The 26,855-nt window shown below is 45.2% G+C and carries 27 protein-coding genes and 2 pseudogenes; 8 read left to right on the top strand and 21 right to left on the bottom strand.

All coding sequences use genetic code 11. The annotated features are described in order from the left end of the window. Positions 1-8 precede the first annotated feature (8 nt). From AC6I8U_RS18315 to AC6I8U_RS18305, 3 genes are read left to right on the top strand one after another with little or no spacing between them, the layout of a single operon-like run. On the top strand, positions 9-1,097 hold the full coding sequence (locus AC6I8U_RS18315; RefSeq protein WP_042470094.1) for a microcin C ABC transporter permease YejB: 1,089 nt from the start codon (positions 9-11) through the stop codon (positions 1,095-1,097). Continuing rightward, complete coding sequence (locus AC6I8U_RS18310; protein ID WP_498019198.1) at positions 1,098-2,120, top strand: ABC transporter permease; 1,023 nt, start codon at positions 1,098-1,100, stop codon at positions 2,118-2,120. It abuts the gene before it with no gap. Positions 2,121-2,130: 10 nt separating this feature from the next. Continuing rightward, positions 2,131-3,735, top strand: a complete 1,605-nt coding sequence (locus AC6I8U_RS18305) for an ABC transporter ATP-binding protein (RefSeq protein ID WP_498019595.1) — start codon at positions 2,131-2,133, stop codon at positions 3,733-3,735. 473 nt (positions 3,736-4,208) lie between these two features. Here AC6I8U_RS18305 and AC6I8U_RS18300 read toward each other — a convergent pair. Next, a pseudogene (locus AC6I8U_RS18300) lies at positions 4,209-4,397 on the bottom strand (transposase domain-containing protein); the annotation flags it as partial. Between the two features lie 46 nt (positions 4,398-4,443). Here AC6I8U_RS18300 and AC6I8U_RS18295 point away from each other — a divergent pair. Continuing rightward, positions 4,444-5,562, top strand: a complete 1,119-nt coding sequence (locus AC6I8U_RS18295) for an IS110 family RNA-guided transposase (RefSeq protein ID WP_498018163.1) — start codon at positions 4,444-4,446, stop codon at positions 5,560-5,562. A gap of 226 nt (positions 5,563-5,788) precedes the next feature. Here the strand turns inward: AC6I8U_RS18295 and AC6I8U_RS18290 are convergent, their stop codons facing one another. From AC6I8U_RS18290 to AC6I8U_RS18270, 5 genes and pseudogenes are all read right to left on the bottom strand, one after another. Further along, entirely contained in the window at positions 5,789-5,935 is a 147-nt protein-coding gene (locus tag AC6I8U_RS18290) for an IS66 family transposase (RefSeq protein ID WP_498019594.1), read from the bottom strand. Then, positions 5,904-7,433, bottom strand: a complete 1,530-nt coding sequence (tnpC, locus tag AC6I8U_RS18285) for an IS66 family transposase (protein WP_498018980.1) — start codon at positions 7,431-7,433, stop codon at positions 5,904-5,906. The genes AC6I8U_RS18290 and tnpC overlap by 32 nt, the downstream gene beginning before the upstream one ends. Positions 7,434-7,492: 59 nt before the next feature. Continuing rightward, positions 7,493-7,846: an IS66 family insertion sequence element accessory protein TnpB gene (tnpB, locus tag AC6I8U_RS18280; RefSeq protein WP_498018162.1), complete on the bottom strand. Its 354-nt coding sequence runs from the start codon at positions 7,844-7,846 to the stop codon at positions 7,493-7,495. Then, positions 7,843-8,154: an IS66 family insertion sequence element accessory protein TnpA gene (gene tnpA, locus AC6I8U_RS18275; RefSeq protein WP_498018161.1), complete on the bottom strand. Its 312-nt coding sequence runs from the start codon at positions 8,152-8,154 to the stop codon at positions 7,843-7,845. Before tnpA ends, tnpB begins: the two co-directional genes overlap by 4 nt. A gap of 76 nt (positions 8,155-8,230) precedes the next feature. Further along, positions 8,231-9,103: pseudogene (locus AC6I8U_RS18270) on the bottom strand (LysR family transcriptional regulator). Positions 9,104-9,258: 155 nt separating this feature from the next. On the opposite strand from AC6I8U_RS18270, the gene AC6I8U_RS18265 reads away from it, so the two are divergent. Beyond that, positions 9,259-11,256, top strand: a complete 1,998-nt coding sequence (locus tag AC6I8U_RS18265) for a HAMP domain-containing methyl-accepting chemotaxis protein (protein WP_498019197.1) — start codon at positions 9,259-9,261, stop codon at positions 11,254-11,256. Positions 11,257-11,328: 72 nt separating this feature from the next. Here AC6I8U_RS18265 and AC6I8U_RS18260 read toward each other — a convergent pair whose 3' ends face one another. The 4 genes from AC6I8U_RS18260 to AC6I8U_RS18245 form a co-directional block, all read right to left on the bottom strand. Next, a complete protein-coding gene (locus AC6I8U_RS18260) occupies positions 11,329-11,796 on the bottom strand; it encodes a YjiG family protein (RefSeq protein WP_042470104.1) in 468 nt (155 codons plus the stop codon). Continuing rightward, positions 11,796-12,530 (bottom strand): nucleoside recognition domain-containing protein, encoded by a 735-nt coding sequence (locus tag AC6I8U_RS18255; RefSeq protein ID WP_128650410.1) that lies wholly within the window; start codon positions 12,528-12,530, stop codon positions 11,796-11,798. Before AC6I8U_RS18255 ends, AC6I8U_RS18260 begins: the two co-directional genes overlap by 1 nt. Positions 12,531-12,863: 333 nt before the next feature. Continuing rightward, the gene (locus AC6I8U_RS18250; RefSeq protein ID WP_498019196.1) at positions 12,864-13,991 is read right to left on the bottom strand and encodes a ribosomal protein uL16 3-hydroxylase; all 1,128 of its coding nucleotides are present in this window, start codon (positions 13,989-13,991) and stop codon (positions 12,864-12,866) included. A 111-nt stretch (positions 13,992-14,102) separates the two neighbouring features. Beyond that, positions 14,103-14,354 (bottom strand): DUF2999 family protein, encoded by a 252-nt coding sequence (locus AC6I8U_RS18245; RefSeq protein WP_042470114.1) that lies wholly within the window; start codon positions 14,352-14,354, stop codon positions 14,103-14,105. Between the two features lie 171 nt (positions 14,355-14,525). On the opposite strand from AC6I8U_RS18245, the gene AC6I8U_RS18240 reads away from it, so the two are divergent. Then, positions 14,526-15,269 carry a type 1 glutamine amidotransferase gene (locus tag AC6I8U_RS18240; protein ID WP_498019195.1) on the top strand — a complete coding sequence of 248 codons (744 nt, stop codon included), beginning with the start codon at positions 14,526-14,528 and terminating at the stop codon, positions 15,267-15,269. 86 nt (positions 15,270-15,355) lie between these two features. Here AC6I8U_RS18240 and AC6I8U_RS18235 read toward each other — a convergent pair whose 3' ends face one another. Beyond that, positions 15,356-15,715, bottom strand: a complete 360-nt coding sequence (locus AC6I8U_RS18235; RefSeq protein ID WP_042470121.1) for a glutaredoxin family protein — start codon at positions 15,713-15,715, stop codon at positions 15,356-15,358. Between the two features lie 114 nt (positions 15,716-15,829). Then, entirely contained in the window at positions 15,830-17,413 is a 1,584-nt protein-coding gene (norR, locus tag AC6I8U_RS18230; RefSeq protein ID WP_498019194.1) for a nitric oxide reductase transcriptional regulator NorR, read from the bottom strand. A gap of 258 nt (positions 17,414-17,671) precedes the next feature. Here norR and hmpA point away from each other — a divergent pair, with 258 nt between their 5' ends. Further along, positions 17,672-18,865 (top strand): NO-inducible flavohemoprotein, encoded by a 1,194-nt coding sequence (gene hmpA, locus AC6I8U_RS18225; RefSeq protein WP_498019193.1) that lies wholly within the window; start codon positions 17,672-17,674, stop codon positions 18,863-18,865. Positions 18,866-18,887: 22 nt separating this feature from the next. Here hmpA and AC6I8U_RS18220 read toward each other — a convergent pair whose 3' ends face one another. From AC6I8U_RS18220 to AC6I8U_RS18205, 4 genes are all read right to left on the bottom strand, one after another. After that, complete coding sequence (locus tag AC6I8U_RS18220; protein WP_498019192.1) at positions 18,888-19,427, bottom strand: hypothetical protein; 540 nt, start codon at positions 19,425-19,427, stop codon at positions 18,888-18,890. Continuing rightward, positions 19,424-19,960 (bottom strand): YaeQ family protein, encoded by a 537-nt coding sequence (locus AC6I8U_RS18215; RefSeq protein ID WP_042470125.1) that lies wholly within the window; start codon positions 19,958-19,960, stop codon positions 19,424-19,426. Before AC6I8U_RS18215 ends, AC6I8U_RS18220 begins: the two co-directional genes overlap by 4 nt. A 150-nt stretch (positions 19,961-20,110) precedes the next feature. Further along, complete coding sequence (locus AC6I8U_RS18210; protein ID WP_042470128.1) at positions 20,111-20,320, bottom strand: cold-shock protein; 210 nt, start codon at positions 20,318-20,320, stop codon at positions 20,111-20,113. Between the two features lie 436 nt (positions 20,321-20,756). After that, a complete protein-coding gene (locus AC6I8U_RS18205; protein WP_234496486.1) occupies positions 20,757-21,920 on the bottom strand; it encodes a threonine/serine exporter family protein in 1,164 nt (387 codons plus the stop codon). A gap of 246 nt (positions 21,921-22,166) precedes the next feature. On the opposite strand from AC6I8U_RS18205, the gene AC6I8U_RS18200 reads away from it, so the two are divergent. Beyond that, positions 22,167-22,322 (top strand): hypothetical protein, encoded by a 156-nt coding sequence (locus AC6I8U_RS18200; RefSeq protein ID WP_234496487.1) that lies wholly within the window; start codon positions 22,167-22,169, stop codon positions 22,320-22,322. A gap of 115 nt (positions 22,323-22,437) precedes the next feature. On the opposite strand, the gene AC6I8U_RS18195 is transcribed toward AC6I8U_RS18200, so the two are convergent. From AC6I8U_RS18195 to AC6I8U_RS18175, 5 genes are all read right to left on the bottom strand, one after another. Beyond that, positions 22,438-23,295 carry a polysaccharide lyase family 7 protein gene (locus AC6I8U_RS18195; protein ID WP_498019191.1) on the bottom strand — a complete coding sequence of 286 codons (858 nt, stop codon included), beginning with the start codon at positions 23,293-23,295 and terminating at the stop codon, positions 22,438-22,440. Between the two features lie 254 nt (positions 23,296-23,549). Then, positions 23,550-24,449, bottom strand: coding sequence for an amino acid ABC transporter ATP-binding protein (locus tag AC6I8U_RS18190; RefSeq protein WP_498019190.1), 900 nt, complete (start codon positions 24,447-24,449; stop codon positions 23,550-23,552). Then, complete coding sequence (locus AC6I8U_RS18185; protein WP_498019189.1) at positions 24,442-25,107, bottom strand: amino acid ABC transporter permease; 666 nt, start codon at positions 25,105-25,107, stop codon at positions 24,442-24,444. Before AC6I8U_RS18185 ends, AC6I8U_RS18190 begins: the two co-directional genes overlap by 8 nt. Before the next feature lie 11 nt (positions 25,108-25,118). Then, the gene (locus AC6I8U_RS18180) at positions 25,119-25,760 is read right to left on the bottom strand and encodes an amino acid ABC transporter permease (protein ID WP_234496490.1); all 642 of its coding nucleotides are present in this window, start codon (positions 25,758-25,760) and stop codon (positions 25,119-25,121) included. Positions 25,761-25,839: 79 nt separating this feature from the next. Then, positions 25,840-26,712: a transporter substrate-binding domain-containing protein gene (locus tag AC6I8U_RS18175; RefSeq protein ID WP_042470138.1), complete on the bottom strand. Its 873-nt coding sequence runs from the start codon at positions 26,710-26,712 to the stop codon at positions 25,840-25,842. Positions 26,713-26,855 lie beyond the last annotated feature (143 nt).

Below are 26,855 nucleotides of genomic sequence, written 5' to 3'. Positions count from 1 at the left end.
AGGAAACAATGGCGGCCTATATATTCCGACGCTTGTTGTTGGTGATTCCAACGCTTTGGGCGATTATTACGATCAACTTTTTTATCATTCAGATTGCTCCTGGGGGGCCTGTAGAACAGGCGATTGCACAAGCACAGGGGCTAGATTCTGGCATCATGGAGCGATTCAGTGGTGGGGGTACAGAGGTTGACTTGGATACCGACCAAGGTGACGTGGCGACAGGCTATAAAGGCTCTCGTGGTCTAGATCCTGAAGTTGTTGAAGCCATTAAAATCCAGTTTGGTTTTGATAAGCCGCTGCACGAACGTTATTTCGATATGCTGAAAAACTACGCCATGTTTAATTTTGGCGATAGTCTTTTCAGAGGTGGTAATGTTATTGACTTGATTAAAGAGCGTCTTCCCGTGTCCATCTCTCTGGGATTGTGGAGTACGCTGATTATCTATCTGATATCGATACCGCTCGGGATTCTCAAAGCTATTCACCATGGTTCTCGATTCGATATCTGGTCGAGTGCTGTGGTGATTGTCGGTTACGCTATCCCTGGCTTCCTATTCGCGATTATCCTGATTATTTTCTTCGCAAGTGGTAACTACTTTAGTTGGTTCCCTTTGCGTGGATTGGTGTCGAGTAATTTTGACCAGCTAACCTGGTACCAGCAGATCATTGATTACTTTTGGCACCTAACGCTGCCAATCTTGGCCATGGTCATTGGTGGGTTTGCGACCTTAAGTATGCTGACTAAGAACTCGTTTCTTGATGAGATCAATAAGCAGTATGTCGTGACGGCTCGAGCGAAAGGTCTCGATGAGAGTAGCATTCTCTACAAGCACGTTTTTCGCAACGCCATGCTAATCATCATTGCTGGATTCCCCAGCGCTTTTATCAGTATCTTCTTTACCGGTTCGATGCTGATTGAGGTGATGTTTTCACTTGAGGGGATAGGGCTGTTAGGCTTTGAGTCAACGATTCAACGTGACTACCCAGTGGTATTTAGCTCGCTTTACATAATGACGTTATTGGGTCTGATTTTGAGCATTATTTCTGACTTAACTTATACGTGGGTGGATCCTCGTATCGATTTCGAGGCGCGATAGATGGCAATGAATCCTCTCACGAAAGCACGTTGGCAACGCTTTAAAGCAAATAAGCGAGGTTATTGGTCGACATGGATCTTTTTGGTCCTGTTTTTCTTTAGTCTATTTGCCGAGTTTATTGCCAACGATAAACCACTTTTGGTCGAGTATGACAATCAATGGTACTACCCGATCTTTGAACAGTACGCAGAAACAGAGTTTGGCGGAGAGTTTGAAACTGAAGCTGACTATACAGACCCCTATGTCATTGACCTTATTGAAGAAAAAGGGTTTTTGATCTGGCCGTTGATTCGATTCAGTTATGACACCATTAACTACGATATTGTCGCTTCCGTACCATCAGCGCCTGACAACGTGAACTGGTTGGGTACTGATGACAAAGGGCGAGATGTCCTAGCTAGGGTGATTTACGGTTTTAGAATTTCCGTATTGTTTGGTTTTATTTTGACGCTGGTATCGAGCGTAATTGGTGTCGCGGTTGGTGCGACGCAAGGCTATTACGGTGGCTGGATTGATCTACTGGGGCAGCGGTTTATCGAAGTGTGGTCGGGGATGCCGACACTTTTCCTTTTGATTATCCTATCGAGCTTTGTAGAGCCGAATTTCTGGTGGCTACTCGGAATTATGGTGCTGTTTAGCTGGATGAGCTTGGTTGGCGTTGTTCGGGCTGAATTTTTACGCTGCAGAAACTTTGATTATGTAAAGGCAGCCCATGCCATGGGCGTTGATGATAAACGTATCATGCTACGTCATATGCTGCCTAACGCGATGGTAGCCTCACTGACCATGATGCCGTTTATTCTTTCTGGCTCTGTGACGACATTAACCTCGCTAGATTTCTTAGGGTTCGGTCTACCTGCAGGTTCACCATCACTTGGTGAGCTGCTTGCTCAAGGTAAAGCAAATCTACAAGCGCCATGGCTCGGATTATCTGCGTTCGCGGTGTTGTCGATTATGCTAACCCTTCTCGTTTTTGCGGGCGAAGCCGTTCGCGATGCATTTGACCCACACCAACAAGGCTAAGGAGAGGATGATGACAAAAGACGATCCTAAACACGTTCTCTCAATCGACAGCTTATCGGTGGGTTTTGGTCGAGGTAAGAACATCGAACAGGTGACGTTCGATGTATCGCTGGATATTCGTAAGGGTGAAACACTGGCACTGGTTGGCGAAAGTGGCTCTGGCAAATCGGTCACGGCCAACTCTATTCTCAAGCTGTTACCAAAAGGTTCTAGTCACTATTTGAACGGTCATATTAAGTTTGACGATATTGATATGCTCAATTGCTCAGAGCGCCAATTGAGAGGTATTCGTGGCGGTCGTATTGGAATGATCTTCCAGGAGCCGATGGTCTCGCTTAATCCACTGCATAAAATCGGACGTCAGCTAGTTGAAACACTAGCGGTTCACCGTGGTATGCGAACCAATAAAGCAGAGCAACTGGCAATCAGCTGGCTCAAAAAAGTTGGGATTCGTAATCCTGAGCAGAAGATTACTGCGTATCCTCACGAGCTTTCTGGTGGTGAGAGACAGCGCGTCATGATTGCGATGGCGCTTATCAATGAACCTGAACTTTTGATCGCTGATGAGCCAACTACTGCGTTGGACGTATCTGTTCAGGCGCAAATTCTCGATTTGCTAAAAGACCTGCAAAAAGAGATGGGGATGGCGATGCTGTTCATTACTCATGATCTTAGTATCGTGCGTCGTATCGCAGACCGTGTCGCCGTTATGCAGCAAGGTAAATTAGTTGAAGTCGGAGAGTGCCAGCAGGTGTTCACTACTCCAAGCCATCCATACACGCAGAAGCTTATTAACTCCGACCCAAGAGGTCTACCTGTTGAGGTGAATGAGCAAGCGATACCTTTGCTGTCTGTTGAAAACCTTAAAGTGTGGTTTCCAATTAAAGGCGGATTGTTCAAACGTGTTATCGACCATGTTAAAGCTGTGACCAATATGAAGTTTGAACTGAAACAGGGCTACTCTATCGGCTTAGTAGGAGAGAGCGGCTCTGGTAAGTCAACGACGGGTATGGCGATTCTTAAGCTGGTTCAAAGTGAAGGCTTGATTGAGTTTGATGGTCAGGATATTCAATCACTAGACCGCAAAGGCATGCTGCCTTATCGGAGTCGGATGCAGGTCGTTTTCCAAGACCCATTCTCAGCCTTAAACCCGAGGATGTCTGTTGCCCAAGTTATCGGGGAAGGTTTAAGAGTTCACTTTGAACATGACGAGCAAACCTTAGACTCTATGATTTGCGATGTGATGCGAGAGGTGGATCTCGACCCAGAAACAAGGCACCGTTATCCAAACGAGTTTTCTGGTGGTCAGAGGCAACGCATCGCTATTGCACGTGCGCTGATTCTTAAGCCAGAGTTCATATTGCTCGATGAGCCGACCTCCTCGTTGGATAGGACGGTTCAGGCTCAGGTTTTAGACTTATTGAAAGAGTTACAAGTGAAGCACGGCCTGACTTACCTGTTTATCTCCCATGACTTGAATGTCGTTAAATCGCTGTGTCATTACACGATAGTGATGAAAGACGGTCAAATTGTGGAGCAGGGTAGCACGCAACATCTGTTTGCGAATCCAGAAAAAGAGTACACCAAAACGCTAGTTTCTTTGTCTGCGTTCTAGTGATTTTGAAAATAGGTCCAAATTGAGAAGTAATTATCTTCAAATATGGACCTTTCTCTAAAAGTCGAAAGACAAATTAAAGTCCCAATAGTTTAATGAAGAGTCCTCTAGATTGAAACGGTGAGACAGAAGGGGTTTTACTCCCCATAGATCCAAAGCAAATCCGAGATTTACATAGCTATCGTGGTTTGATTTTAACTTGGCAATATGCTCAGATTTCCCTGAGACTTTGCTTTGATTTATATGGCGCTTATCATGCCCATATGACGAGAGAATCGATATGACGGTATTTATGTCATAGCTAAATCCTACTAATTTGTTCAATGCTACAGTGTGAGAGTCAATAGTAACCGGACCTATAATCGGTAGATCAAGTGTCTCCTTATATCTATCAATATATTGAAGTTCGAAATTGCTGTAGAAGACCCAATCATTATATTGTAAACGCCCCATGAACCCACGGGGCGATATGACTAATGTTTGAAGTTCCAAGGTAGGAGCGCATCGACATCTGGCTCTGCTTTTGCCAGCTCTTTCATGCACTTGACCATGTAGTCGTATAGGATAAGGCCGTTGGCTTTTGCAGTTTCCACGATACTGTAAAGCATCGCGCTCGCGTCAGCCCCGTTAGGATTGGCCGAGAATAACCAGATGGTATGACCTTATATACTAAGACTCACCTATGGTGCGTTTTTGGAGGTCATCAATATGGAACCCGTCAACTATTCTGCTTATATTGGGCTTGATGTGCACAAGGATACGATTGCTGTTGCGATTGCAAGTCCAGAACGGCAGGGAGAAGTTCGCTTTTATGGGAACATTTCTTCAGCAAAGGATGCCGTTATTCGTCTAATGAAGAAGCTCATCAAGCTACACAGTACGATCCTTGTCTGCTACGAAGCAGGCCCAACAGGCTACGGGCTGTATAGGTTGCTACTTAGCATGAACATAGATTGTACCGTTGTGGCTCCTTCTAGAATACCTAAGATATCAACCAACAAGATCAAAAACGATCATCGCGATGCCGTCGCTTTAGCGAGGTTGTTGAGAGCGGGCGAGTTAGTTGATGTCTGGGTACCTGACATGACACATGAAGCTATGCGTGATCTTGTGAGAGCCAGAAGTTGTGCAAAGAAAGATACTAAGGTTGCAAAGCAGCGAATTCAAAGCATTCTTCTGAGAACGGGGAAAAAGTACGAAAAGAAAATGTGGACTGTGCGCCATCGAGTATGGCTAGCCAACCAATCTTTCCCCTTGGCGTCTCAACAAATAGCTTACGAACACTATCGACAAAGCTTGGAGCAAATAGAAAATCGTATTGAGCAACTAGACCAAGAAATTGATAGGTTACTTCCTAACTGGTCGCTTTATAGCCTGGTTAATCAACTGCAAGCTTTAAAAGGTGTCGGACGTACTATTGCAATCTCCGTCGTGGCTGAGCTGGGTGATTTCTCTCGATTTAGTAATCCTAAACAAATAATGGCGTTTCTTGGTCTAATACCTGGAGAGCACTCAAGTGGTAGTATTACTCGTAAAGCTGGGATCACTAAGGCTGGAAATGTTGAGTTAAGACGGCTTCTGTATGAGGCTGCATGGGCATATAGAAACAATGCTAAGGTCGGTAGTTGGCTAATCACGAATCGACCAGATAGCGTATGCCAAGAAGCCAAAGATATATCCTGGAAAGCTCAACAGCGGTTATGCTTTCGTTACCGAAGCTTGGTAGCTAAAGGGAAAAAATCACAAATAGCAATTACTGCTGTTGCTAGAGAGTTGCTTGGATTCATGTGGGACATTGCAGTTACTACTCGAAACCAGAACGTTTAAAAATTTGCTTGAAAGTGAAGAAGCTCTGGTGAGTAATCCTCGTCAAGAATTTAAGCGACCACTTGGTTAGATGCTAGTAGCCAGATAGAGGTAAACTCATTACGAAAACCATGTTGGGGCTAAAGATCCCCGAATAAGAGTATGTATAACCCAAGTAATTGCTGATTCACTTTCAGGCAATTCTAGCGTTGAAAACATGCCTCATCTCACAGAGGAGAGAGAGGTTTTACCTAAAAACTTGAAAAAGGTCATAAGAATTTTTTCGGCCAATGACCAGCGGTTTAATTGCGCGTTCAGCACGGTTATTGGTAAACGCCCCATGAACCCACGGGGCGATATGACTAATGTTTGAAGTTCCAAGGTAGGAGCGCATCGACATCTGGCTCTGCTTTTGCCAGCTCTTTCATGCACTTGACCATGTAGTCGTATAGGATAAGGCCGTTGGCTTTTGCAGTTTCCACGATACTGTAAAGCATCGCGCTCGCGTCAGCCCCGTTAGGATTGGCCGAGAATAACCAATTTTTTCGGCCAATGACCAGCGGTTTAATTGCGCGTTCAGCACGGTTATTGTCTATCGATAAGTGACCGTCGTCAATGTAGCGGATGAGCTTCGGCCATTGTCCAAGCGTGTATTTTATCGCTTTACCCAACGGGCTAGACGCTATCACTTGTTGAGTTGTCATCCACTCGTACAACTCATCCAGTATTGGCTTGGCATGCTGTTGGCGTTCAGCTTTTCGTGTTTCGACAGACGCACCTTTTAAGCGGGATTCTATTCCATACAGCTTCTGGATTTTGGCCAACGCTTTATCTGCTTTGCCTGACTTACCTTTACCTTGAAGCTTCTTAGCATCCATGAACTTACGACGTGCATGCGCCAAGCAGCCGACATTGGTTACTTGATGAAGGCCATCATAAGCACCATAGCCATCGGTTTGCAGATAACCACTGTAATCCCCCAAGAAGGCAACAGGGCACGCCCTCGCGCGACTGTTTTGATAGTCGTACAAGGCGATATTTTTCACGTTGGGAAGTGCGACTTCTGGCGAGTCTGCGCCTGAGCAGTATAGCCACATGTAGCATTGCTTATCTTCCTTGAGGACATTGAGCGGCGTTTCATCCGCCTGAACCACCACTTGTTCAAGTAGGTGTGTTTTCAAGGCCGCGTAAAGCGGTGCGAACTTTTCACTGACTTGGATAACCCACCTTGCCATAGTCGTGCGCGATAGTTCGATACCCGATTGGGTAAAGAGCGACTCTTGGCGATACAGCGGCATCGCGTATTGATATTTGCCAAGAATGATATTGGCCAGCAGGCTTTCTGTCGCGAAGCTTTTAGGGATAATGCTTTGCGGCGCTGGTTTTTGAACGATGTGGCTTTTTTCTTCAGTTTGCTCGCACTGACGACAAGCATATTTAGGACGAACATATTCCAGCACTTTGAGTACCGCTGGCGAGAACTCTAGCTTTTCACTGCGGTCTTCACCGATTTTATGCAGGTTATGCTTGCAGCACGCACACTGCTTTTCATGGTCGTCTAAATCGAGTTCGATAACCTCACGAGGCAAGGTTTTTGGAAGTGGCTTACGCTTACCACGTTTCTTCGTTGTGGTGGTTGTCGTGACCTCAACCTCATCTTCCTTAGCGGCTTCACATTCCACTTCGTTGAAGAGGTCACCTTGAGATGCATCGTAAGGCTTTAACGCCTCCGAGCGTTTAGCGAACTGGCGGTCGAAGGCAAACTTGAGTTGTTCAAGTAGCGATTGGCGCTCTTGTTTCAATCGGTTTTCTGACGCCATGAGCGCTTTCACCATCGCTTGTAGCTCGGCAACATCTTGACTTTCTGGGTTGATATTTGGCGTCTTTTTCATGGCATTTATTATACTGAAATCATGCCGCTAACGCTTGGTATATAAGGCTTTATTATCGTTTAAGTCATTGTAAAATCGTTTATTCTTACGGGTCTATGGCCGATAATCGTGAAGCCTGAAAGCAGCCTATCAAGCTCAAATTGAGTCAGGGTAAACACCTCATTTTTCTCTTTTGATGGCCATTTGTACTTGGCTTTTTCGAGGCGTTTGTACCAAAGAGCAAAGCCTGTTTTATCCCAGTACAATACCTTGATTTTGTCGCGCTGTTTATTGGTGAACAGGAACAGTGCGCCACTTCCTAAAGGTAAGTCGGTGTCACTTTCGATAATCGCGGCGAGGCCGTTGATGGACTTTCTAAAGTCGACACTCTCACGATATAAATAAATCTCTGGAGCGCTAAGCATGCGTTTCATGATAGCGCTCCGATGAGTTCTGCTAAGTAAGCGGCTGGCGTGCCTTGTGGGATGCTCAGCTCAACATCATTGACGAGCAGAGTCATGTTAGCCGTTACCACTGTCGCTTGATACTTGGTTGTCTTTTCGACAACTTCAGCTTTTACGAAGCCTTGAGAAACCTCAATTTTATTGAGCTGCTGGCGCTTGGCATAAAACGTCGAAGGGTTGATCTCCTTGAGTTTGCAAAAAGCGAGTATTGACAAGGAACTCGATTCAGATTGCTCGATAAGCGTTTGCCATTCTTGGTTAGTGCGTCGTTTTCCCATTTCAAATCTCCTTATGGTTGGAGATTTGATCTTATTGTTCGTTCTAGGTGATTAGAATGCGGGGTTTATGATGCGCTTACGCACTGTTTCGGTTTTTATGGTGGTATACGGCATTGATTTCCGCATCAATGCTTACTTTTCCAAAATAGATATCCAGGGATCGAAGGCCGGGATGTGTGTCGAGGTTGAGGTAGCTTGACCCAGGGAACATCATGTCTGAATTTTTTACGACATCGATGACGGCTGAAGGTAGCTCAGAGCGAAATGCGATGTTTGGCTCATGTCCTCTCATTCTAATGATTTTCTCGGACACTGATTGATTGGAATTCCAGTCAGCAGCAATCAATGTCGCGATTTCAAAATCTACACCATCATCAACCTCAATATAATCTTTTGGTTAAGGGTGGTCTGCTCGTACGTAACCTTTAAAAGAGTCTTCGATGATCCTCTTCTGAAGCAACTCTTTTGGAGCATGGCCAATGGTATAGTTCAAACCAAACTGTATATCATCATTTACTATGTCTTGAATAGTCGATTTACTCCAGTTTAGTAATTGAACTTGTACATTCGGAGCTTCTGAGCGTATCGATTTAAATAAGTCTTTAGCGATACCAGAAAGAAGGAAAGGTGATATAGCGATTTTGAGCGTCACATCTAATTCGGCCGGATCAAACTCATTGGAATGATTAACCGCACTGGCAAGTTCATCCATCAGTGGCGAGATAGATTCTGCTAACTGATTCGCTTTCTCTGTCGCTCGCAAACCATGGTGCGTCTTCACAAATAACTCATCTTCAAAATGATCTCGTAAACGCTGAAGGGCTTTACTTACGGCAGGTTGTGAGACAAATAAACGCTCTGATGCTTTTCGCATATTGCGTTCTTGATTCAAAATGATGAAGGTGCGAAGGAGGTTTAGATCGAGGTTAGCGAATAAGTCTTTAGCCATGAAAACATCTCATTGTACAAGGTCTGTTTTCAATCTTAAGTACAAATATCAAGCACTGCAAAACCTTCAGTAACAAAAATATAAACAAATTGTTTAAAATTCTCGTTGGTTGCCGATATAGTGTCAAATCAGTTGTATTTTATAGAGGTTTAAGGATGAAACTCTCGATATCGGGTAAGCTTCGGACGAGTTATCTGGCGCTTGGTGTACTTTTTATCGTCTCATCTCTGTTTGTGTATCGTAGTGTTGATGGGCTGCAATCACAAACCCATTCATTGTTGCAGTATGATTTGCCAACCGTTGACGCGAGTAGGCAGTTAGGTCAATCGCTACAAACTACCGTGTCTGAACTGCGAGGCCATATGCTCCTTGTGGGCAGTGAAGAGCAAGTCGAGCAATCTAAAGCAAGTGTCCTCCAACATATGGATGGCGTCGACATTCAGCTACTGAGCCTTGAGGGGCTGCTATCAGACCAAAGCTATCAGGCGATCAACGACAGTTGGAGCTTGATTAAAGAGTCGGCAAACCAAATCCTCGACATTGCTCAAACCAACGAAAATTTGCCTGCACACGCATTATTCATCAATGAAGCTGCACCGATTGCCGAGGTTGCGCTAGACCAACTACAAGGCTTGATCAACGACGAAGCAGGTCGCTCAGAAGGTGGGGAAAGAAAGCACTTATTTAAGCTTTATGCCGATGCGTATAACTCGCTTGCTAATGCACTTGCTGCTCAGCGTGATTATCTTCAGTACGGCAATCAGGATTATCTAGAAAAATACAACGATTTCATTAAAGCGCATGCAAAAGTTGTCGAGCAAATCGGCTATAAGACAGACCTGCTAAGCAGTAGCGATCAGAGCCTTTGGTCGCTATTCAACGAAATGAAATCGCTTTACACGCCGCTGGCAGCGCAAGTGATAGAGCTTCGACAGTCCCCTAACTGGAACGAATCTAACTATCTCATGGCGAGTGCACTACTGCCTGCGATTGATGCGGTGCAGACTGAACTCAACAGCATCGTGTCTACGCAACAGCAAAAAGCTCGCGAGACGGAAACGCATATTTCAAGCAGCGTAACGTCGTTGATTGCGATCTTGGCGATAAGCTGCGCCATCGTACTTGCGGTTGCCTTCTTGGTTTCTCATTTCTTAGGACGCCAGATAGGTGGGCGAGTCTCTCTTATCGCTAAACGAGCACAGTTGATTGCAGCAGGTGATGTGTCGAGTGAACCACTCAAGGTGGCGGGTAACGACGAGCTTGCTGACCTCATGACATCAATTAACTCTATGAACCAGTCGTTAGCTCAGGTGGTGGGTAAGGTCTCACACAGTGTAGAGGCGGTGGAAGCGCGAATGGGGGATTTGACCCAGAACAGCCGTCAAAGTCTTGAGCAAGTTGAACAGCAATCTTCAAGCCTAGACAATATTGGTCACTCTCTATCAGAAGTCGCTGTGGGTTCAGAGCAAACTGCAAGCCAAGTTCAGGTTTCTTCATCTGCGCTGGTGGACGCTAAACAAGAGTTAGCCTCTGGTGAGAGTATGCTAACCGAGAATCACAGTAATATGACGTCACTTGTCGATGCGATTCAGAACGCACAACAGCTTGTTGAGCAGCTAAGTAATGAAAGCCAAGCCATTGGCAAAGTGACGGAAGTGATTGAAGGGTTGGCAGAACAGACTAACTTGCTAGCGCTGAATGCGGCGATTGAAGCGGCGCGTGCGGGTGAGCAAGGACGAGGCTTTGCGGTCGTTGCAGATGAAGTGAGAATGCTGGCAAGTCGAACCACAGAGTCGACAACTGAGATCAACGCTATCGTTCAAGCGATTCGCACTTCAACCAACAAAGTCGAACAGCAAATCAACGAAGGGACAGCCATAGCGTCTGATGCCATGGGACAGACCCATCAGGCACTGAGTCGTATTCAATCCTCAGCTGAACAAGTGGAGTTGGTGAATGAGCAAATGGAAAGCCTAGCTGCGACAGCAGAGCAGCAAGCGAATGCCACACAGACGATCTCGGGTCTCGTTAACGACATCAACGATTCATTGAGCGCTGTCGCGGAGCAGACACGTTCAGCGAACCAAGTGACCGAGCAGGTGACGAGCAATGTTGGTGATCTTCATGCTCAGGTATCGAACTTTAAAGTCTAAGCTCTGACAGAAAGAAACAAAAAAATGCCCATCAAACGATGGGCATTTTTCTCTCTGATAAGCGGTGAGTGGTTACACCAGAATGTTCATTAAGAACATAGCACCAAAGGCATTCAATACAGAGATAGCAATCATGACAGGAATGTAACGACCTTCTGTACCGATTGGACCCAAGATACGACCCATGTATTGGATCTGAGAGCCCATCAGGTAGATAGCAGGGGCAAGGATCGCGATATGAGAGCCATTCAAGATACCTTGGTCAAATAGCGTGATAACCACACCAACTGCACCACCCATCGACATCCAAGCACCAATCAATACTGCCGCCGCTTCACCTGGCAAACCAAAGATGGCCATAATAGGTGCGAAGATCGCGCCCATTGCATCCAGTGCACCAGTAATTTGAAGCGCCTTAATGATAACGAATGCCATCAGTACGTTAGGTACAGTAGACGTTGTTGCGATAACCCAACCTTTTTTCGCACCTTCTACGAAGATATCAGTGACCATAGGTTTTTTTGCTTTTACTTCGCTCATTATGCGGTCTCCTGCTGTGCGTTAGTTTCGTCTTGCTTGGATGATTTGTCTTCTTTGCCCTCTGTGATGTTTAGGTACACACGGAACAAGTTAGCGCCGACAAATTTAAATAGGAACATGACTGCTACTGCCAAACCAATAGAAGAGGTTACAGCTAGTGAACCGTCCATCATAGTCAGCGTAAATAGCACGGCACCCGATGAGAAGAAGTTAACGATCGCTGCACCGGCAGTGAACTGGAACATGGTAAAGACATCGGTTTCGCGCTTAGTCAGGTGACCTTCATCTTTAAGCTGACGTGTCATCGCCGCACCAGCGTCGGTGCTTTGCAAAGAAGCGATTAGAGCCAGACCAGAGTTACCTGGAATACCCATCAGTGGACGTAGAAGTGGCGATAGAAGTTTGCGAGCAGCATCTAATGCACCGTAGTGCTCAAGTACGTTGATCATACCGAGAGCGAACATCACGGTTGGAATTAGCGTTAAAGCGAAGATAAAGCCGTCACGTGCACCGCTGCCACCCACACCACGGAAAGAGGTGGTAGCCGCTTGAACACCGTTTTCGGTTTCCGTTACGTTATGGGCAACTTGGCCAAACGCACCGTTTAGCGTGGTGAAGTCGAAAACACCATACCATTCGTTTGATTGGAGTAATCCTGAGAAAAAGACAATAGCGAAAGCCAGAGCAATATAGCTTCCTATTGTCACCTTACGTTCTTTTGTTAGATCAGACATTGGGGGGTCCTTAGAGACTGGAACAGAGTGCATAGTCTGAGGATTTCCATGTGCCAGAATACTGATCCGAATCAAATGAAGGATTATTTTTATGAAACTAATTATTACCAAATATGTAACTGTGAAATAGTCCTAAAATTAGATATAACTCTGTTAATGAGTTGAATTAGATAAGCTAATGCTAGTTAAGAAATCTGGTTGAAGTAGAAGAGGATGTTATCGTGTGTCCGCATTAGATATTGGTCGGATACGGTGTTAAACGACATACATTGCAATATCATGGCGCTCTTGTGAGCGCCATTTTTTAGGTCTGTAGATTGAACTAAGCATCGCTTACTCTGCGTACCAGTAGCCCTTGTTTAGCAGTTCGGTAAGCAGAGGAACAACGTGAGTGTTAGGTTCAACGTCAACAAGAACGTCTTCATTAGTCAGTGCACGTGCCAACCAAACCTGTGACTCGGCCAGTTTGAAAACCTCACCATTGATGTACACCATAGTCGGTTCATCTTCATGAACTAAAGCTCTTAGACCGGCGACCTTATATAGCTCACCACCTTGTGAAAGATGCTCAGCTACTTCTTCCGACGTCCATTTAGTGTCTGGTTCAATAATATTCAATTGGTGACGAGACTGGCTTAACATGCAGCCAAGAAAGTCTTTAACTGTGGTTTCATTTTCAAGTGCTGAGGTCAGCATCTGGGTTAGAGTCTCTCGATCTCCAGAGGTGATTTCACCGAAGTGTTCTTGAGTCGAAAGCTCTGGTTTGTGCATGTGCACATCACCATAATCATGGGCGAGAATGTAATCTGCAAAGTTACTGATTAGCTCTTGTTCCTTCGGTGAACGAAAGCCAACTGAATAGCTCATTGATGGCTCTAACGCATAACCGTCGTGTGGGAAACCAGGTGGGATATATAGGATATCGCCAGGCTCGAGCACATCATCAATGATGGCGTCGAACGATTCAATTTGGCGAAGTGCTTCGTGGCGCTTGGTCTCTTTGTACTGACCAACGTCTTTAGCGCCCACTCGCCAATGGCGTTTACCAGAGCCTTGAACAATGAATACGTCGTATTGATCAATGTGTGGACCGACGCCACCCCCTTCGACCGAATAGCTAATCATGAGATCATCAAACAGCCACTGAGGTAGCGCCTTGAATGGCTCAACGAGTTCAGCGGCACCTGCATGCCAATGGTTAACCGCCTGAACAATCAGAGACCAGTGGCTCGCGCCAAGGTCGGCAAATTTGTCTTCAGAGAATGGGCCATGCTCCGCTTGCCATTGGTCGTTGGCATTTGACACAAATCGAGAGTCGATCTCTTCTTCCATTGAAAGCCCTGCGAGCTCTTCTGGAGAAATAGGATCGGTAAAGTCAACAAATCCACCTTTGATAATAGTGGGTTGCTTTTGCCAATACCTGGCGAGGAAGTCTTCAAGGTTATCGCTTAGTTGGTACATGGTGATTCTACTATTTTGGAGGCTGAAGAAGGCAGTAAGAGATTAGGTGTCGTTGTAGTTATAGGTAGGCGTCAAGGTGTTTCGAAACTACAACGCCTTGACGCATAATGACTACTTGTTCAGTTGCTCTTTCGCTGCTTCAACTTTAGAGAAGTCCAGTCCTAGCTCTTCAACCGCTTCTTTGATTAGGTTAGGGTTTTGCATAACTTGACCCATAAGAAGCTGTAGTTTGTCTTGAGGCAGACCAAGCTGGCTGATGGTTGCCATCGCCGCGAGTGGGTTTTGAGTGAGTGTTTCGAAAATCTCGTTGATCTGAGCGTCGCCAATATTGTTCTCTTTCAATAGGGCAATAATTGGGTTCATTGTCTTACCTTTTTAATACATGACATGTTGGCGCTAAGTTTAACACTAGCTTTGGTATTAGAGAACCGTCACTGAAAGTGAAAAGCGCTACTCTCAATGGCAATCGGCGGAGTGGCTTCTATACTCAAATGGAAGGAAAAATTTGTGTGCTAACAGTGATATAGGTGAGCAATGAGAATAGGGATATTAACGTGTGGACATGTAGACCCACCGCTAAGTGACGAAAGTGGTCAATATGCAGATATGATTTCTGCAAATCTTGGAGCGGTAGATAACACCTTCGAGTTTGCTGATTTTGACGCAACAAAAGGCGAGTTGCCGGACTTGGATTCATGCCACGGATTTATCATCACGGGTAGCGTGATGAACGCTTACGATGATGATCCTTGGATTCTGGCACTGTGTGACTGGATAGTAAGCTGTGAAGCCCGCCATAAGCCGCTGGTGGGGATATGTTTCGGTCATCAGTTAATTGCTCGTGCATTGGGTGGCAAGGTTGAAAAATCGAGTAAAGGTTGGGGGCTTGGCAGCTACGAAGTGAGCATTACTTCTCAAAAGAAATGGATGAATCTATCCGTCGACTCTTTAAGAATGTTAGTGAGCCATCAAGACCAAGTGGTTATAGTACCCAGCGGCATGAAAGTATTGGCGACCAATGACTTTTGTCCCAACTTCATGCTGGCAAAGGACAACCATATTTTGACGGTGCAAGGGCACCCGGAGTTTAGCGCCGAATTTACTCGACTTCTTATTGAAAAACGACGTTCTTTAATCACAGAAAATCATTACTTTGATGCATTAGAGCAGATTAACAAACCTCAAGATTCAAGCTTAGTGCTTCACTGGATTAGCGCGTTTTACTTTTGCAACCATCGATATTTAAGTCAGAACGAATTAGAACTCACAGCTAAATAGCGTACATCATAGGATCGGTTAGAAACTAAAAAGGGTGTCGCTCAGTAGAGTAACACCCTTAATTATCTATGGTTGCATGATTTTAACTACGCAAACTCTTTCTGAAGATAGGTAACGATATCAGATGACTCGTACATCCATGTCTCTTTACCATTTTCAGTAATTTTTAGGCATGGCACCTTAACTCGACCACCACCGGCCAATAGTTCTTCTCGAGCGATGTTGTCGTTCTTAGCGTCTTTCAAAGCGATGTTTACCGATTGGCGCTTCATTTCACGGCGAACTTTTACACAAAAGGGACATGCCTCGAATTGGTAAAGTTGCATGGTTGATGCTTTTTCATCTGCTTGCTTTTGGGCTTCTTCGCTGCGCTTTACACCGCGTGGTGAAAATACGAAGTTAAGTAGGAGGATGATCTTTCCTAAGATAATGCGAATAAACTTCATAACTACCTTTCTTATCTTGAATACGTTGAGCTTTATGGTTGTTATAGGGTGTGATGAACACGCATCACACCGCAGAATATTAACACCACTTTCACTTTACTGATACGTTTAACTCTAGTCTCGAGAGAGCGTGTGACGTTTGGTAACACTTAGTCCTAAACGTTTAGAGAGTCGAATCAAGTTCGCGCGGTCAGTTTGCAAGGTTCGTGCTGCTTTCGCCCAATTGTAATCGGCACTTAATAGAGCGTCGGTGATAAGGGCTCGTTGATACTCTTCTGTCGCTTCACGGATGCCTTTAGTGGTATCGACAACCAAGGTGTTTTTTGACGATGTCTTAGGCGCTGGGGTTGATACGTCGTCATCGAACTGACCACAATCGTCTATGCTGACTGTGACAACTTTCTTGCCCATCGAGCGCGCTTTTGCCTTGAGTGCAGCTCGGTTAATCACATGCTCCAGCTCGCGCACATTGCCTGGCCAGGAATAGCGGTTGAGGTGCGTAACCGCATTTGGACTCATTTTTATCTGCGAAATGCCAAGCTTTCTTCTAGCTTGCTCTAAGAAGAAGCCGGTGAGAAGCTCGATATCTCCGTGGCGCTCTTTAAGTGGCGGCACTGAAATCGGGTAAACACTGAGTCGATGGTATAAATCGGCGCGGAACTTACCGTTGTCGACTTCTGCTTTTAGATCTCGGTTTGTTGCCGCTAGAACACGCACGTTGATCTTCTGGATCTGGTCTTTACCGACAGGTTGAATCTCATTGTTTTGCAGTGCTCGTAGCAGTTTACTTTGTGCGGCAAGTGGCAGCTCACCGATTTCATCAAGGAATAATGTACCGCCGTCTGCGAGCGCAAATTTACCCATTCGGTTTTTGTCCGCTCCGGTAAACGCACCTTTAACGTGACCAAACAGTTCGCTTTCAATCAAGTTCTCAGGAATTGCCGCACAGTTCACGTAGACCAAAGGCTGCTGTCGTCGTGTCGATTGGTAGTGGAGGGTACGAGCGACGAGCTCCTTACCAACGCCCGTTTCACCGTGGATAAGGATATTGAAATCAGAGGGTGCGACGATCTCAATGTCGGATTTGAGGGCTAACATTGGCTCGCTGTTGCCAATCATCTCACCACCGTCTCGCTCCCAGGCTTCAACATTGAGCTCTTCGAGAAGCTGTTTTGACTGCTTTGCTTGATACTCGAGTTGAGAAAATGTCAGTGCCATTTTTAGCGTAGAAGCAGCAACTGCGGACAATACTTCAAGACTGCGCTGTGGAATGTCTTCAAACGCATTCGGGGCGAGGCTATCCAGTGTCAGCGCACCAAGCATTTTCTCGCCAAAAATCAATGGAAGCCCCATACACGAGTGCATAGGTAGATCGCCATGATGATCAATCAGTAGACCATCAAACGGATCGGGCAACTCACTATCAGCGTCAAAGATAACTGGGCTGGTGGCAGCACATATTTCAGCGAATCTAGGGTGTTCTTGAATGACGAACCTTCGTCCTAGGGTGTCTCGAGCCAGTCCTTGCATAGCGAGAGGTACGAGCGTGTCTCCTTGCATAGAGAGTAAGGCGACGCAATCACATCGAATGGTTTTACGTATGGTATTGAGAAGCGAATCGAAGCGCTCTTGGTCGTTGCTGCTGCTGGCAAGACCAACGGTTAGATCGATAAGGCTAGAAGTGGAGATATCTTGCATAAAACGGATAGCGAGTCGAAATGAGTGAAGAGCTCATTTTAGTGTCATTTAGACATAAAGAAAAGGAGTCATTTTGACTTTTTAACAGAAGAGAATTACCAATAAAACCAATAACTACGGTGTTTCTAAACTTGGCACAAACCGTGCAAAGATATATTCAGTTGTTGAAGTGCACACTATGTGTTCAACAATTCAGCCTATTATTAAAAATATCATAAAAACGATAAGTAGTACTATTAAGCCTTCTAGGGAGCGACTATGCTAAACAACCAACATATTGAGATCATCAAAAGCACCATTCCTCTATTAGAATCAGCAGGACCTGCATTGACTCAACATTTTTATCAAAGAATGTTTTCTCACAATCCTGAGCTGAAAGATATCTTTAACATGACGCACCAGAAAACCGGTCGTCAAAGTGTCGCGCTATTCGAAGCGGTAGCGGCATACGCAAAAAACATTGAAAACCTAGCCGCACTTACCACAGCAGTAGAACGCATCGCTCATAAGCACACCAGTTTCAATATCAAAGCGGAACATTACCAAATCGTGGGACATCACTTGATTGAGACGCTACGAGAACTGGCTCCTGATGCATTCACCCAGCCAGTTGAAGAGGCATGGACCGAAGCGTATCTTTTCCTAGCGCAGATCTTTATTGACCGTGAAGAAGAGTTATATCAGTTGAGTGAAAAAGCGCTGGGTGGCTGGCGTGGTACGCGCCGCTTTGTTGTGGCGGAGAAAACCCCAGAGTCTGAGTTGGTGACTAGCTTTGTGCTTCAACCAGAAGATGGCGGTAAAGTTCTTGGCTATGAAGTAGGGCAGTATCTCGGTATTCAGGTGAAGCCAACCAATAGTGAACACGTTGAAATTCGTCAGTATTCGTTGTCTCAAGCGCCAACGGGCAGCAACTACCGTATCTCAGTTAAACGTGAGCTATCGGATTCTCACGATAATGGTCTTGTGTCTAACTACTTACACGACAGCGTTAATGTGGGTGACGTTATCGATGTCATGCCGCCGGCGGGTGACTTTTTCTACAAAGAAACCGACAAACCAGTTGTCTTGATTTCCGCTGGTGTGGGTTGTACGCCGATGCAGGCGATTTTGCAGAAACTATCACAAGTCGACAAGACAGAAACCGTCACGTATCTGCATGCTTGTGAACACGAACAGCAGCATTCCTTTGTCGATGAAGTCGCGACGATCGTATCTGCGAAAGGTTGGAATCAAAAGGTTTGGTACCGTGAGCCAAAGCTAGCTGAGAACGAATCGGCGAAAGGGCTGATGGATCTCAACTCGATGAAAGAGACATTGCCAGTACACTTCGGTGAGTTCTACATCTGTGGTCCGATTGCCTTTATGGATGCTATGGTTCAGCAATTAGATGCATTAGATGTGGACCGCTCTCGCGTTCACTACGAAGTATTTGGTCCGCACGCGAACCTATAAATCGTTAATAACTTACAGGTCGTTAATTAAACCACTTTTCAAACCACCGCTTCCAACCGGAAGACGGTGGTTTTTTAGCTTCAAATTCACGGTAGCCTTGATAGTAACTCTGGGTAAACTGAGTTCGAATTTCATCCACGCTCAACCCAACGAGTGGGCTCAGCGTTTCACTGGTTTGCATGGCATGATCGTTTGCTAGGCTGTAATCCAACCCAAGATAGCCCTGAATATAAACCCAAATATGAGTGACCAACATGAGTTCTTCGACCATCGGCAGCTTGAAGGATTCAGCATGTTTTGTGCCGACTTGCTCTTCAATGGCCGATTGCATCGCTTGAATCTGATCGAGGTGAGCATTTAATGAGGAAAGCGCTTCGACATTGAGCTTAGTGAACAAGCCTAGCAACAGATCCGATGGTGCGTTAACAGGTTTGTTTTCTTGGGCTCTGGCAAACAGCATACTCTCACGTTCACATAGATTATTGAGCGCGTCAGTGTGTGTTGCAACAATAGCCAGCCTGTCGATTTGGATTTGTGCTAGTGCTTTCCTTAGCTCAATCATTTGTCCTGCAGTTCCTCGACTGTTACCTCAACAGAACCGCCTTCGGCATCGACAAACAGTGACGTGCCGGTAATCATTACCGATAGATCCATAGTGCGAGTTACAAGACCGGCTAGAGACTCGATAGATTCATTGTTAAAGCGATAGATACTAGCATCTAGGTAACCAAATTTGCCTTGGTTTTGTTGCCACCACACATCGCTTTTGGTGTTGAAGCTGTACACTTTCGTTTTCTTTGAAAGGCGAGTCGCTTTCTTCACACGATCGACATCAGGTTCGCCAATATCGATCCATACTAGAGTTTGGTCGTCCAGAGACTTTTCCCAAATATCAGGCTCTTCAATGGTGGACAGCCCTTTAGTGAACTGGAGCTCAGGAGAGGCGTTAAGACAGAATGCCATTAGCCTTGCCATCATGCGCTGCTCATTTTCTGATGGGTGCAGAGCGACGGTAAGATTCAGAGAGTCGTAATAATCGCGATTCATGTCTGTCAATGCGACACGAAATTTGTAAATAGTTGGTTTTAAAGCCATGAGATTGCTCTGGGGATATTTGAATGCATTAATGCCTATAGTACGCGTCTATGGGTAAAAGGACACTAACAAAGGGGCGCACATGTGCTAACTGATACAAAAATAGCCAGCTGAGCTGGCTATTTATCAGAATGTACTGGAAGCGAGTACTTAGACCGGTTGGATTTCTTCCGCTTGAGGTCCTTTTTGACCTTGAGTTACGCGAAATTCAACTTTCTGACCTTCAGTTAGCGTACGGAAACCGTCTGCTTTGATGTTGCTGAAGTGAGCGAAAACGTCTGGACCGTTCTCTTGTTGAATGAAGCCAAAGCCTTTAGTTTCGTTGAACCACTTAACTGTACCAGTAACTGTGTTAGACATACTTATATCCTAAAATTTTCTACTATCTTTTGTTTCTTTATTGCCAATCCGGCAGCTATAGCGTGAAAAGGAAATTGCTATTGCGTACAACGCGTCGGGGGAATCACGAGAATTCAACGATTGCTACTTGTAAACAATGTAACTTTTTTTTCTAGCCAGTCACGAATATAAGCGAGTTCTTAGGTAAGTCAAAGAGCTGCAATTACAATTTGTCTGAATATTTGAAGTGCAGCTCGTTTTTAGGTGTCACGTACATGACATTTTCAAACGCGAAGATAAATTTTTGACGCTAGGTCAACAAATGTGCAAAGCTTGTAACGTGTTGATATAAAACATTATTTAGCGCTTCGAAATAATGTATTGTAAAGATTATGCAAACATTGTTGGTATTTTGAAGCGCTAGCGGTTTTTATAGAATTGCCAATTAAAGTGGACACTACCTCTCTATTTTTGGCGAATATATTGAGTATGCGGTAATTTGTCCTGCCACAATTGCTGAGAACATAAATAATGCGGATAAACCGATATTAGGTATCGGTAGAATCGATTGTTCAAAAACCGACTGGCTGGCGCTCACCATTACTCGACTGCCTGGTACCAAAATAATGATGCCTTGCACAATATAAATAGAGCCTGTGAGGTCCAAACGCTTAGCCACCCAAGTGCCATAGAGGGTAATAAGTACTGTCGTGACCCAAGTTCCAACCACCCAACCACTTTCAAAACCAAGATAAAACGGTCCCCACATCCCGAGTACTGCTACCGGTAATCCCAATAAGATATCTTTCGGTCTTGCGTTGAATATCACGCCGATAGAGGTGGAGATGAGTAACAGGCCAAAGCAATGCAGCCACAGCGGAACTTCGTTAGTGTATGAGATAGAGTCGGTTTGCCCCCAAAAGGCTTCACCGATATTCAGTCCCATCATCACGCCGATAAAGAGTTTGATGAGCGTTAACGCACTTTGGCCCAACAGCGCGGTCCCGGACACCAAATCATTAAAGGCCAAACATTCGAGCGAGTTGGCAATGGAAAGTCCAGGCACAAAAAGCACCACGCTCGCAATACAGAGCGCCCATATCGGTATTGCGGCACCAGTACTGGCAATAAACGCAACCAAAACACCCGTTAGCAGTGCTGAGATAAACTCAACCGCGATAGCGTTGCGGCCACGATAAACTAACTGACAAACCCATACCATTAAGCCAAGCAGCATAGAGAAGGCAATTGCTTCGAGTGTGCTGCCAACCAGCATCAGATATGCGGGAGGTATACCCATATTGGCAAGTGCTACGATCCATTTCGGATAACCAACTGGTTCTGGAACCGGCTCATTACTTGGCTGATTGATGCGAATAATGGTGTTAGCGAGTAGGCTGAGGTTGATTGATGCTGGCTTTAAGCGCTTCAAAACCACCGTATTGTTTTTATCGGGAAACTGGTAGTTGATTGCCGTTGGCGTCGCTTGGACCATGACGTCAACCCCGTGCTTTTGGGCGTAATGTTGAGCGTATTTCTCGACTTTGTAGGGAGCACAGCCGCTTCGATGAAGCGTGTCACCAATATCGACGATTTTCTTGATGGTTTGAGTGGAAGGCATAGGTCCGTCTAATCAATCTGGGGGTCTTTTTTGATGGCGTAAAGGTATCAGAGCTTTTGTGGTTTTTCGATAGTAAATATTCGTTTTTCAGTCAATTTTATTCGGCTTTAGATTTTCGAACATAAACGAAGCAAGCGTTTGCCTCAATATGGCTAAAACGAAGGGTCGCATCCTACAAGAACGATTTTTAATCTTGCTGCTATCAAGCTAACTTTAGTCCATCAAAGACACTAAGGGAGGCGCACAATGACACATTTCAGCCCAATGGCTATCCGAAAGCTTGCAAGCCTAATGCTAGAGACGGGCTTTAAAGCCATCGATGTTCAGTATCATAGAGTTCAATTTATTACTCGGGATCGAGTAGGGACGATAGATAGACACGGTATTGTGGTATGGGAGTAGTTATTGGAAGTCGTGAAAAGTAACTGCGCTTTCCGCCATAACGTTGTGAATAGCTCAACCAAGCCTTTTATACTCATGCATAAGAGGCTTGGTTGGGGTTGAATGAGTTACGACATTAGCCTTTGTGTTCAGTGTACTCTAACTTGTAAAAGTGAGCTTCACTTTCGCCATCGGTAAACTGATTGTAGACACCCGCTTTAAAATAGCTGAGTAGGTGACGCCAATAATCGATGTCCTTCTCCATTTTTCTCTCGCCATTTACATCGACCGCAAGGATCTTGTTGCCGACGGTGATGTCAAACTCAGTCGTTTCACCAACAGGCGCTTTACCTAAGTCAATTTGAGAATATGCAACGTCCGATTTGCACATTTCTTTATCTTTGTTTTTCTTACCCATTGAGCCTTTGCAAATTACCGCATTGTTTTTCACGATAGCCCAGTAGTGCCCTTGAACACCGTTATTATCTTGTTTCCACACGACACGAAGAAGTGGGTGTGGAACATTGTGTGTACCTAGGTCGTCCAGACCTTTGTTATGTACTTGCAAGAAGGTGATTTCGTTCTGCTTGGATTTCGAGTTTTCCATCGCTGCTTCAGGGTTCACGATTTCAACTTTTGAGCTGAGTGTATAGAACTCATTTGGAAGATCAGTACGGAAGTTTTCTTGTACTCTCAACTCATTACGAAGGTGGTCATTCTTCATCTTGAAGACCAAAGCTTCACTCGTTTTGTCGACATAGAAATTGTTGTTCACAATACCTGAATAGTTGTTGTCGAGCGCAAAGTATTCTTTGTTGCCTTTCTTTCCATCAGGATCAGAGATTTGCAGCTCAGAAGCCGATAACACATTGCTGTATTGAGGGTAATCTGCAGGTTCACCTAGTTTACCTTCAGGATTCGAAAACTGAACATTTGCACTCGCCATTGAAGAGATAGCAAGCAACACAGTAGTAGAGATAAGCTTATTTTTCATGAGTTAAACCTTTTTATATTATTGTCATACATTTTAATAAGGTAGATATCATTGTTCTGGACTTAGCGAAATATTCAGAGCGTTAAATTGTGCTCTAGCGCCTAGTTTTGCAATGTTTGAAAAATTTTGTAGGGACATTGTCTGACGTATAAGAGATGGCGATTTAACAGTGATATGTATCGAGGGTTCGATGAAAAGTAGGAGACAGGAGAGAGAAAATCGGAGAGCAAGGCTCTCCGGTTTTCGAGGGCGAGTTAGCTCGCATCGAGTTTCAAAAACTGCCTTACTCGAGTGGAATCTGGGTCGGTAAAGAATTTTTCTGGGGGATTTTTCTCAATCAATATGCCTTTTTCCAAAAACACTACTTGGTCAGAAACTTGTCTGGCGAAGTCCATCTCATGGGTGACGATGACCATGGTATAGCCCTCTTTAGAGAGCTTTTGCATAACCGTTAGTACTTCTTCTACGAGCTCAGGGTCAAGAGCTGAGGTTGGCTCATCAAAGAGCAACACTTCAGGCTCCATTGCTAATGCGCGAGCAATAGCCACGCGCTGCTTCTGTCCTCCCGATAGCATGCTTGGGTAACTGTCGAGTTTGTGTGACATGCCAACTTTCTCAAGTTGTGTTTCCGCCATGCCTTCTGCGTCGGACTTCGACCATTTTTTCACGTGAATGAGCGCTTCCATCACGTTTTGCTTAACGGTAAGGTGCGGCCATAGATTGAAGCTTTGAAATACCATGCCGACGCGTTGTCGCATCTTGGCGAGCTCTTTGTATTTGGCGGGCTTGTTGGTCTCGGCGTTGACGCCGATGCGCTCGTCGCCAACGTAAATAAACCCTCGCTCCGGCTGCTCAAGCCAGTTAATGCAGCGCAATAAGGTAGATTTACCTGAGCCCGATGAACCGAGAATACTGACGACTTCGCCTTTTTGTATATTGAGGTTGATATCTCGAAGCACTTCGATTCCGTCAAACTGCTTCGATAGGTTTATGATTTTGATGATTGAGTCTGTTTGTTCTTCGCTCGTGTCTTGAGTAGCGTGAATCAATGCAGACTCTTTATGTTCAACTGTGTCAACGATGTGTAAATCTGCACTCTCTTTAAATGCGCTGACCGGGAGCTCTGGAGTAGTTTCAACTGATTGTTTAAGCATGACTTAGCCCTCGTTGTTGCACTTTGTTAAGTGCTAGTTTGGTTATTTGTTCTACTGCAATACTGACCATCCAATACAAACCAATCGCGACGACAAAGGCGTTGAGTGGGATAAAGTAAGTAGACTGAATACTGTTCGCAGCGGCGGTGATCTCGCCGACAGTAATGATGCTCAAAAATGCCGTATCCTTGAGACAGATAATGAGTTGATTCGCAATGAGTGGAATGGACTTAAACAGCACGTTCGGTGCAATAACTCGAGTGAAAATCTTAAACTTCGAGAAGCCACAGGATTTAGCGGCTTCTATGTAACCTTCATCCATATCCTTTCTGACACCACGGAATATTTCGCAGAAATAGGTGCTGTGGTACAAACACAGTGAAACGAGACCGGCGGTGATAGCATCCATGCGAATGCCAACTTGCGGTAAGCCGTAATAGAGTAGGTAAGCGAGAATAAGAAACGGCAGCGTCCTCATAATGTTGATACTACCTCGCACGCAGTAGCTTAGACCTTTGCTGCCATTTTCAAGCACGCTTAGAAGTGCTAATCCCATAAAAAAGCTTATCGTTGATGCAGATACAAACAGCATGACTGTCGTAAATAGGCCGTAGGTAAAGATCTCGCGTTGATCCCAAATAATTTGCCATTCGTTCATACTGTTTCCTCCTACGCGGCTAAGTTGCTGGCTTTTTGCTCAGCCATATGTTGAAGCTTTATCAGTAAGCCGATGATGCACATATATAGGACAGCAGCGCAGAGTATTGGTCCAAGAGGTTCATAAGTGACGGCTGCGATACGGTTAGTTACGCGTGTTAGGTCTACTACACCAATGACGGCAATTGCTGGGCTGCCCTTAATTAAGAACGACATTTCATTTACAAGCGCGGGTAGGCTAACGATCACCATCTGTGGGAACATAATGCGGCGAAAGTAAACCAATCGAGACATGCCGATCGCTTCGGCGGCTTCTTTTTGTCCATTTGAAAAGTTGAGAAACGCATTGCGCCAGATTTCAGCGTTGAAGGCGGACGTGTTGAGCGTGAGGCATAAGATAGCGGATAAGTGTTTGTCTAGATTGATGCCAAATGATGGGAATGATAAGAAAATAAACAAGGCTAACGTGACCAGTGGTGTCGCTCGCGCCCAACTGACGTAGACGCCCAGAAACTGGTCTAAGAAAGGTACTTTCGCCATTCTAACCAGAGCAATCATAAGCCCTATGACAACGCCCAAAGCGATAGAAACAAGGGAGATCCAAGCGGTCGTCCACGCGCCTTCTAATAACTGCATCCATGCGTAGTAATCCATAATGTATGCACCTCCAAAAAGATTGTTTAGGAATGTGGGCTTGCAGTTACATGACAAGCCCACTTGTTTAGGTCATCGTTTAGCTAGGGTTTACTGCAGTTAATGAGTGGTATTGTTCAACTGTTGTGATTGGCTCGATTGGCAAGTCATCAAAGGATTCGCCGAACCATTTCTCTTGGAGCTCAGCTAATCGTCCCGTTTCTTTGAGGTGTTTGAAAAAGTCCGTTAGGTACGCCAATAGTTCTGGATTTTGTTTTGGTACGGGCCAGCTTACGAAACCAGGACCAGATACCGCTTCACCCTTCTTAAACACCTTCGACTTAGTCTTCACTACCTCATTGACGGAAACGATGCTGTTTATGACATAGTCAACGCGTCCATTTGCGAGATCGGCATAGGCTTCTGGGTAAGATTGATATTCAACCACTCGACCCAAAGATTTGCCCTCAGCCTCAAGCATAGTTTTAAGCTCAGGGAGACGCTCTAGCAGAGCGCTACCAGCTTGAAGGCCGACGGTTTTGCCATCTAAGTCAGACACGCCAGATATCGAGTCATCTTTGGCTCGAGCTAAGAAGTAATGCTGAGCAGAGGCGATAGGGGGAGTGAAATCAAAAACTTGAAGCCTTGCATCGGTGACGATTGCGCCAGTCAAAGCTAAGTCATATTGACCCGCAGAAACAGAAGCGAGTAGGCCTGTCCAAGGTAGGATGTCTTGTTTGACCTCAAACTTTGCGTATTCGCGAAGCTCATCGAGAAGATCTTTGTTGATGCCGCTTGGTTGACCTTTCGCGATGTAGTTAAACGGTGAGTAGTTATCCTCTGTCGCCACCTTTAGCACGCCCGACTCCAAAACCTGTGGAAGGTCGGCACTGACAGCGCTAGCTGAAGAGCCTACTGCTAATGCAATTGCCGCGACTGAGAACCATTTTTTAATCTGCTTTCCATGTCCCATATATCCATCCTTTTTAATATTGTGAACGTTTTCTTTGAACACATTCACTTTAGATATTTGTAACCATTCGGAGTTAGAGCCAATTTTAAAATCGGTATGGGACAGCTGCAGTTTGTAAACAAATAATACCCACAGTTGTTGTG

The organism is Vibrio sp. KUL80 (assembly GCF_059725495.1).
Note: the sequence above shows the minus strand (reverse complement) of the source record. Positions and strands in the feature narration are given on the sequence as shown.

Excerpts from the sequence above, each read along its gene's own strand:
- AC6I8U_RS18315 (WP_042470094.1), top strand. The coding sequence starts at position 9 with ATGGCGGCCTATATATTCCGACGCTTGTTGTTGGTGATTCCAACGCTT.
- AC6I8U_RS18310 (WP_498019198.1), top strand. The coding sequence starts at position 1,098 with ATGGCAATGAATCCTCTCACGAAAGCACGTTGGCAACGCTTTAAAGCA.
- AC6I8U_RS18305 (WP_498019595.1), top strand. The coding sequence starts at position 2,131 with ATGACAAAAGACGATCCTAAACACGTTCTCTCAATCGACAGCTTATCG.
- AC6I8U_RS18295 (WP_498018163.1), top strand. The coding sequence starts at position 4,444 with ATGGAACCCGTCAACTATTCTGCTTATATTGGGCTTGATGTGCACAAG.
- AC6I8U_RS18290 (WP_498019594.1), bottom strand. The coding sequence starts at position 5,935 with ATGCGCTCCTACCTTGGAACTTCAAACATTAGTCATATCGCCCCGTGG.
- tnpC (WP_498018980.1), bottom strand. The coding sequence starts at position 7,433 with ATGAAAAAGACGCCAAATATCAACCCAGAAAGTCAAGATGTTGCCGAG.
- tnpB (WP_498018162.1), bottom strand. The coding sequence starts at position 7,846 with ATGAAACGCATGCTTAGCGCTCCAGAGATTTATTTATATCGTGAGAGT.
- tnpA (WP_498018161.1), bottom strand. The coding sequence starts at position 8,154 with ATGGGAAAACGACGCACTAACCAAGAATGGCAAACGCTTATCGAGCAA.
- AC6I8U_RS18265 (WP_498019197.1), top strand. The coding sequence starts at position 9,259 with ATGAAACTCTCGATATCGGGTAAGCTTCGGACGAGTTATCTGGCGCTT.
- AC6I8U_RS18260 (WP_042470104.1), bottom strand. The coding sequence starts at position 11,796 with ATGAGCGAAGTAAAAGCAAAAAAACCTATGGTCACTGATATCTTCGTA.
- AC6I8U_RS18255 (WP_128650410.1), bottom strand. The coding sequence starts at position 12,530 with ATGTCTGATCTAACAAAAGAACGTAAGGTGACAATAGGAAGCTATATT.
- AC6I8U_RS18250 (WP_498019196.1), bottom strand. The coding sequence starts at position 13,991 with ATGTACCAACTAAGCGATAACCTTGAAGACTTCCTCGCCAGGTATTGG.
- AC6I8U_RS18245 (WP_042470114.1), bottom strand. The coding sequence starts at position 14,354 with ATGAACCCAATTATTGCCCTATTGAAAGAGAACAATATTGGCGACGCT.
- AC6I8U_RS18240 (WP_498019195.1), top strand. The coding sequence starts at position 14,526 with ATGAGAATAGGGATATTAACGTGTGGACATGTAGACCCACCGCTAAGT.
- AC6I8U_RS18235 (WP_042470121.1), bottom strand. The coding sequence starts at position 15,715 with ATGAAGTTTATTCGCATTATCTTAGGAAAGATCATCCTCCTACTTAAC.
- norR (WP_498019194.1), bottom strand. The coding sequence starts at position 17,413 with ATGCAAGATATCTCCACTTCTAGCCTTATCGATCTAACCGTTGGTCTT.
- hmpA (WP_498019193.1), top strand. The coding sequence starts at position 17,672 with ATGCTAAACAACCAACATATTGAGATCATCAAAAGCACCATTCCTCTA.
- AC6I8U_RS18220 (WP_498019192.1), bottom strand. The coding sequence starts at position 19,427 with ATGATTGAGCTAAGGAAAGCACTAGCACAAATCCAAATCGACAGGCTG.
- AC6I8U_RS18215 (WP_042470125.1), bottom strand. The coding sequence starts at position 19,960 with ATGGCTTTAAAACCAACTATTTACAAATTTCGTGTCGCATTGACAGAC.
- AC6I8U_RS18210 (WP_042470128.1), bottom strand. The coding sequence starts at position 20,320 with ATGTCTAACACAGTTACTGGTACAGTTAAGTGGTTCAACGAAACTAAA.
- AC6I8U_RS18205 (WP_234496486.1), bottom strand. The coding sequence starts at position 21,920 with ATGCCTTCCACTCAAACCATCAAGAAAATCGTCGATATTGGTGACACG.
- AC6I8U_RS18200 (WP_234496487.1), top strand. The coding sequence starts at position 22,167 with ATGACACATTTCAGCCCAATGGCTATCCGAAAGCTTGCAAGCCTAATG.
- AC6I8U_RS18195 (WP_498019191.1), bottom strand. The coding sequence starts at position 23,295 with ATGAAAAATAAGCTTATCTCTACTACTGTGTTGCTTGCTATCTCTTCA.
- AC6I8U_RS18190 (WP_498019190.1), bottom strand. The coding sequence starts at position 24,449 with ATGCTTAAACAATCAGTTGAAACTACTCCAGAGCTCCCGGTCAGCGCA.
- AC6I8U_RS18185 (WP_498019189.1), bottom strand. The coding sequence starts at position 25,107 with ATGAACGAATGGCAAATTATTTGGGATCAACGCGAGATCTTTACCTAC.
- AC6I8U_RS18180 (WP_234496490.1), bottom strand. The coding sequence starts at position 25,760 with ATGGATTACTACGCATGGATGCAGTTATTAGAAGGCGCGTGGACGACC.
- AC6I8U_RS18175 (WP_042470138.1), bottom strand. The coding sequence starts at position 26,712 with ATGGGACATGGAAAGCAGATTAAAAAATGGTTCTCAGTCGCGGCAATT.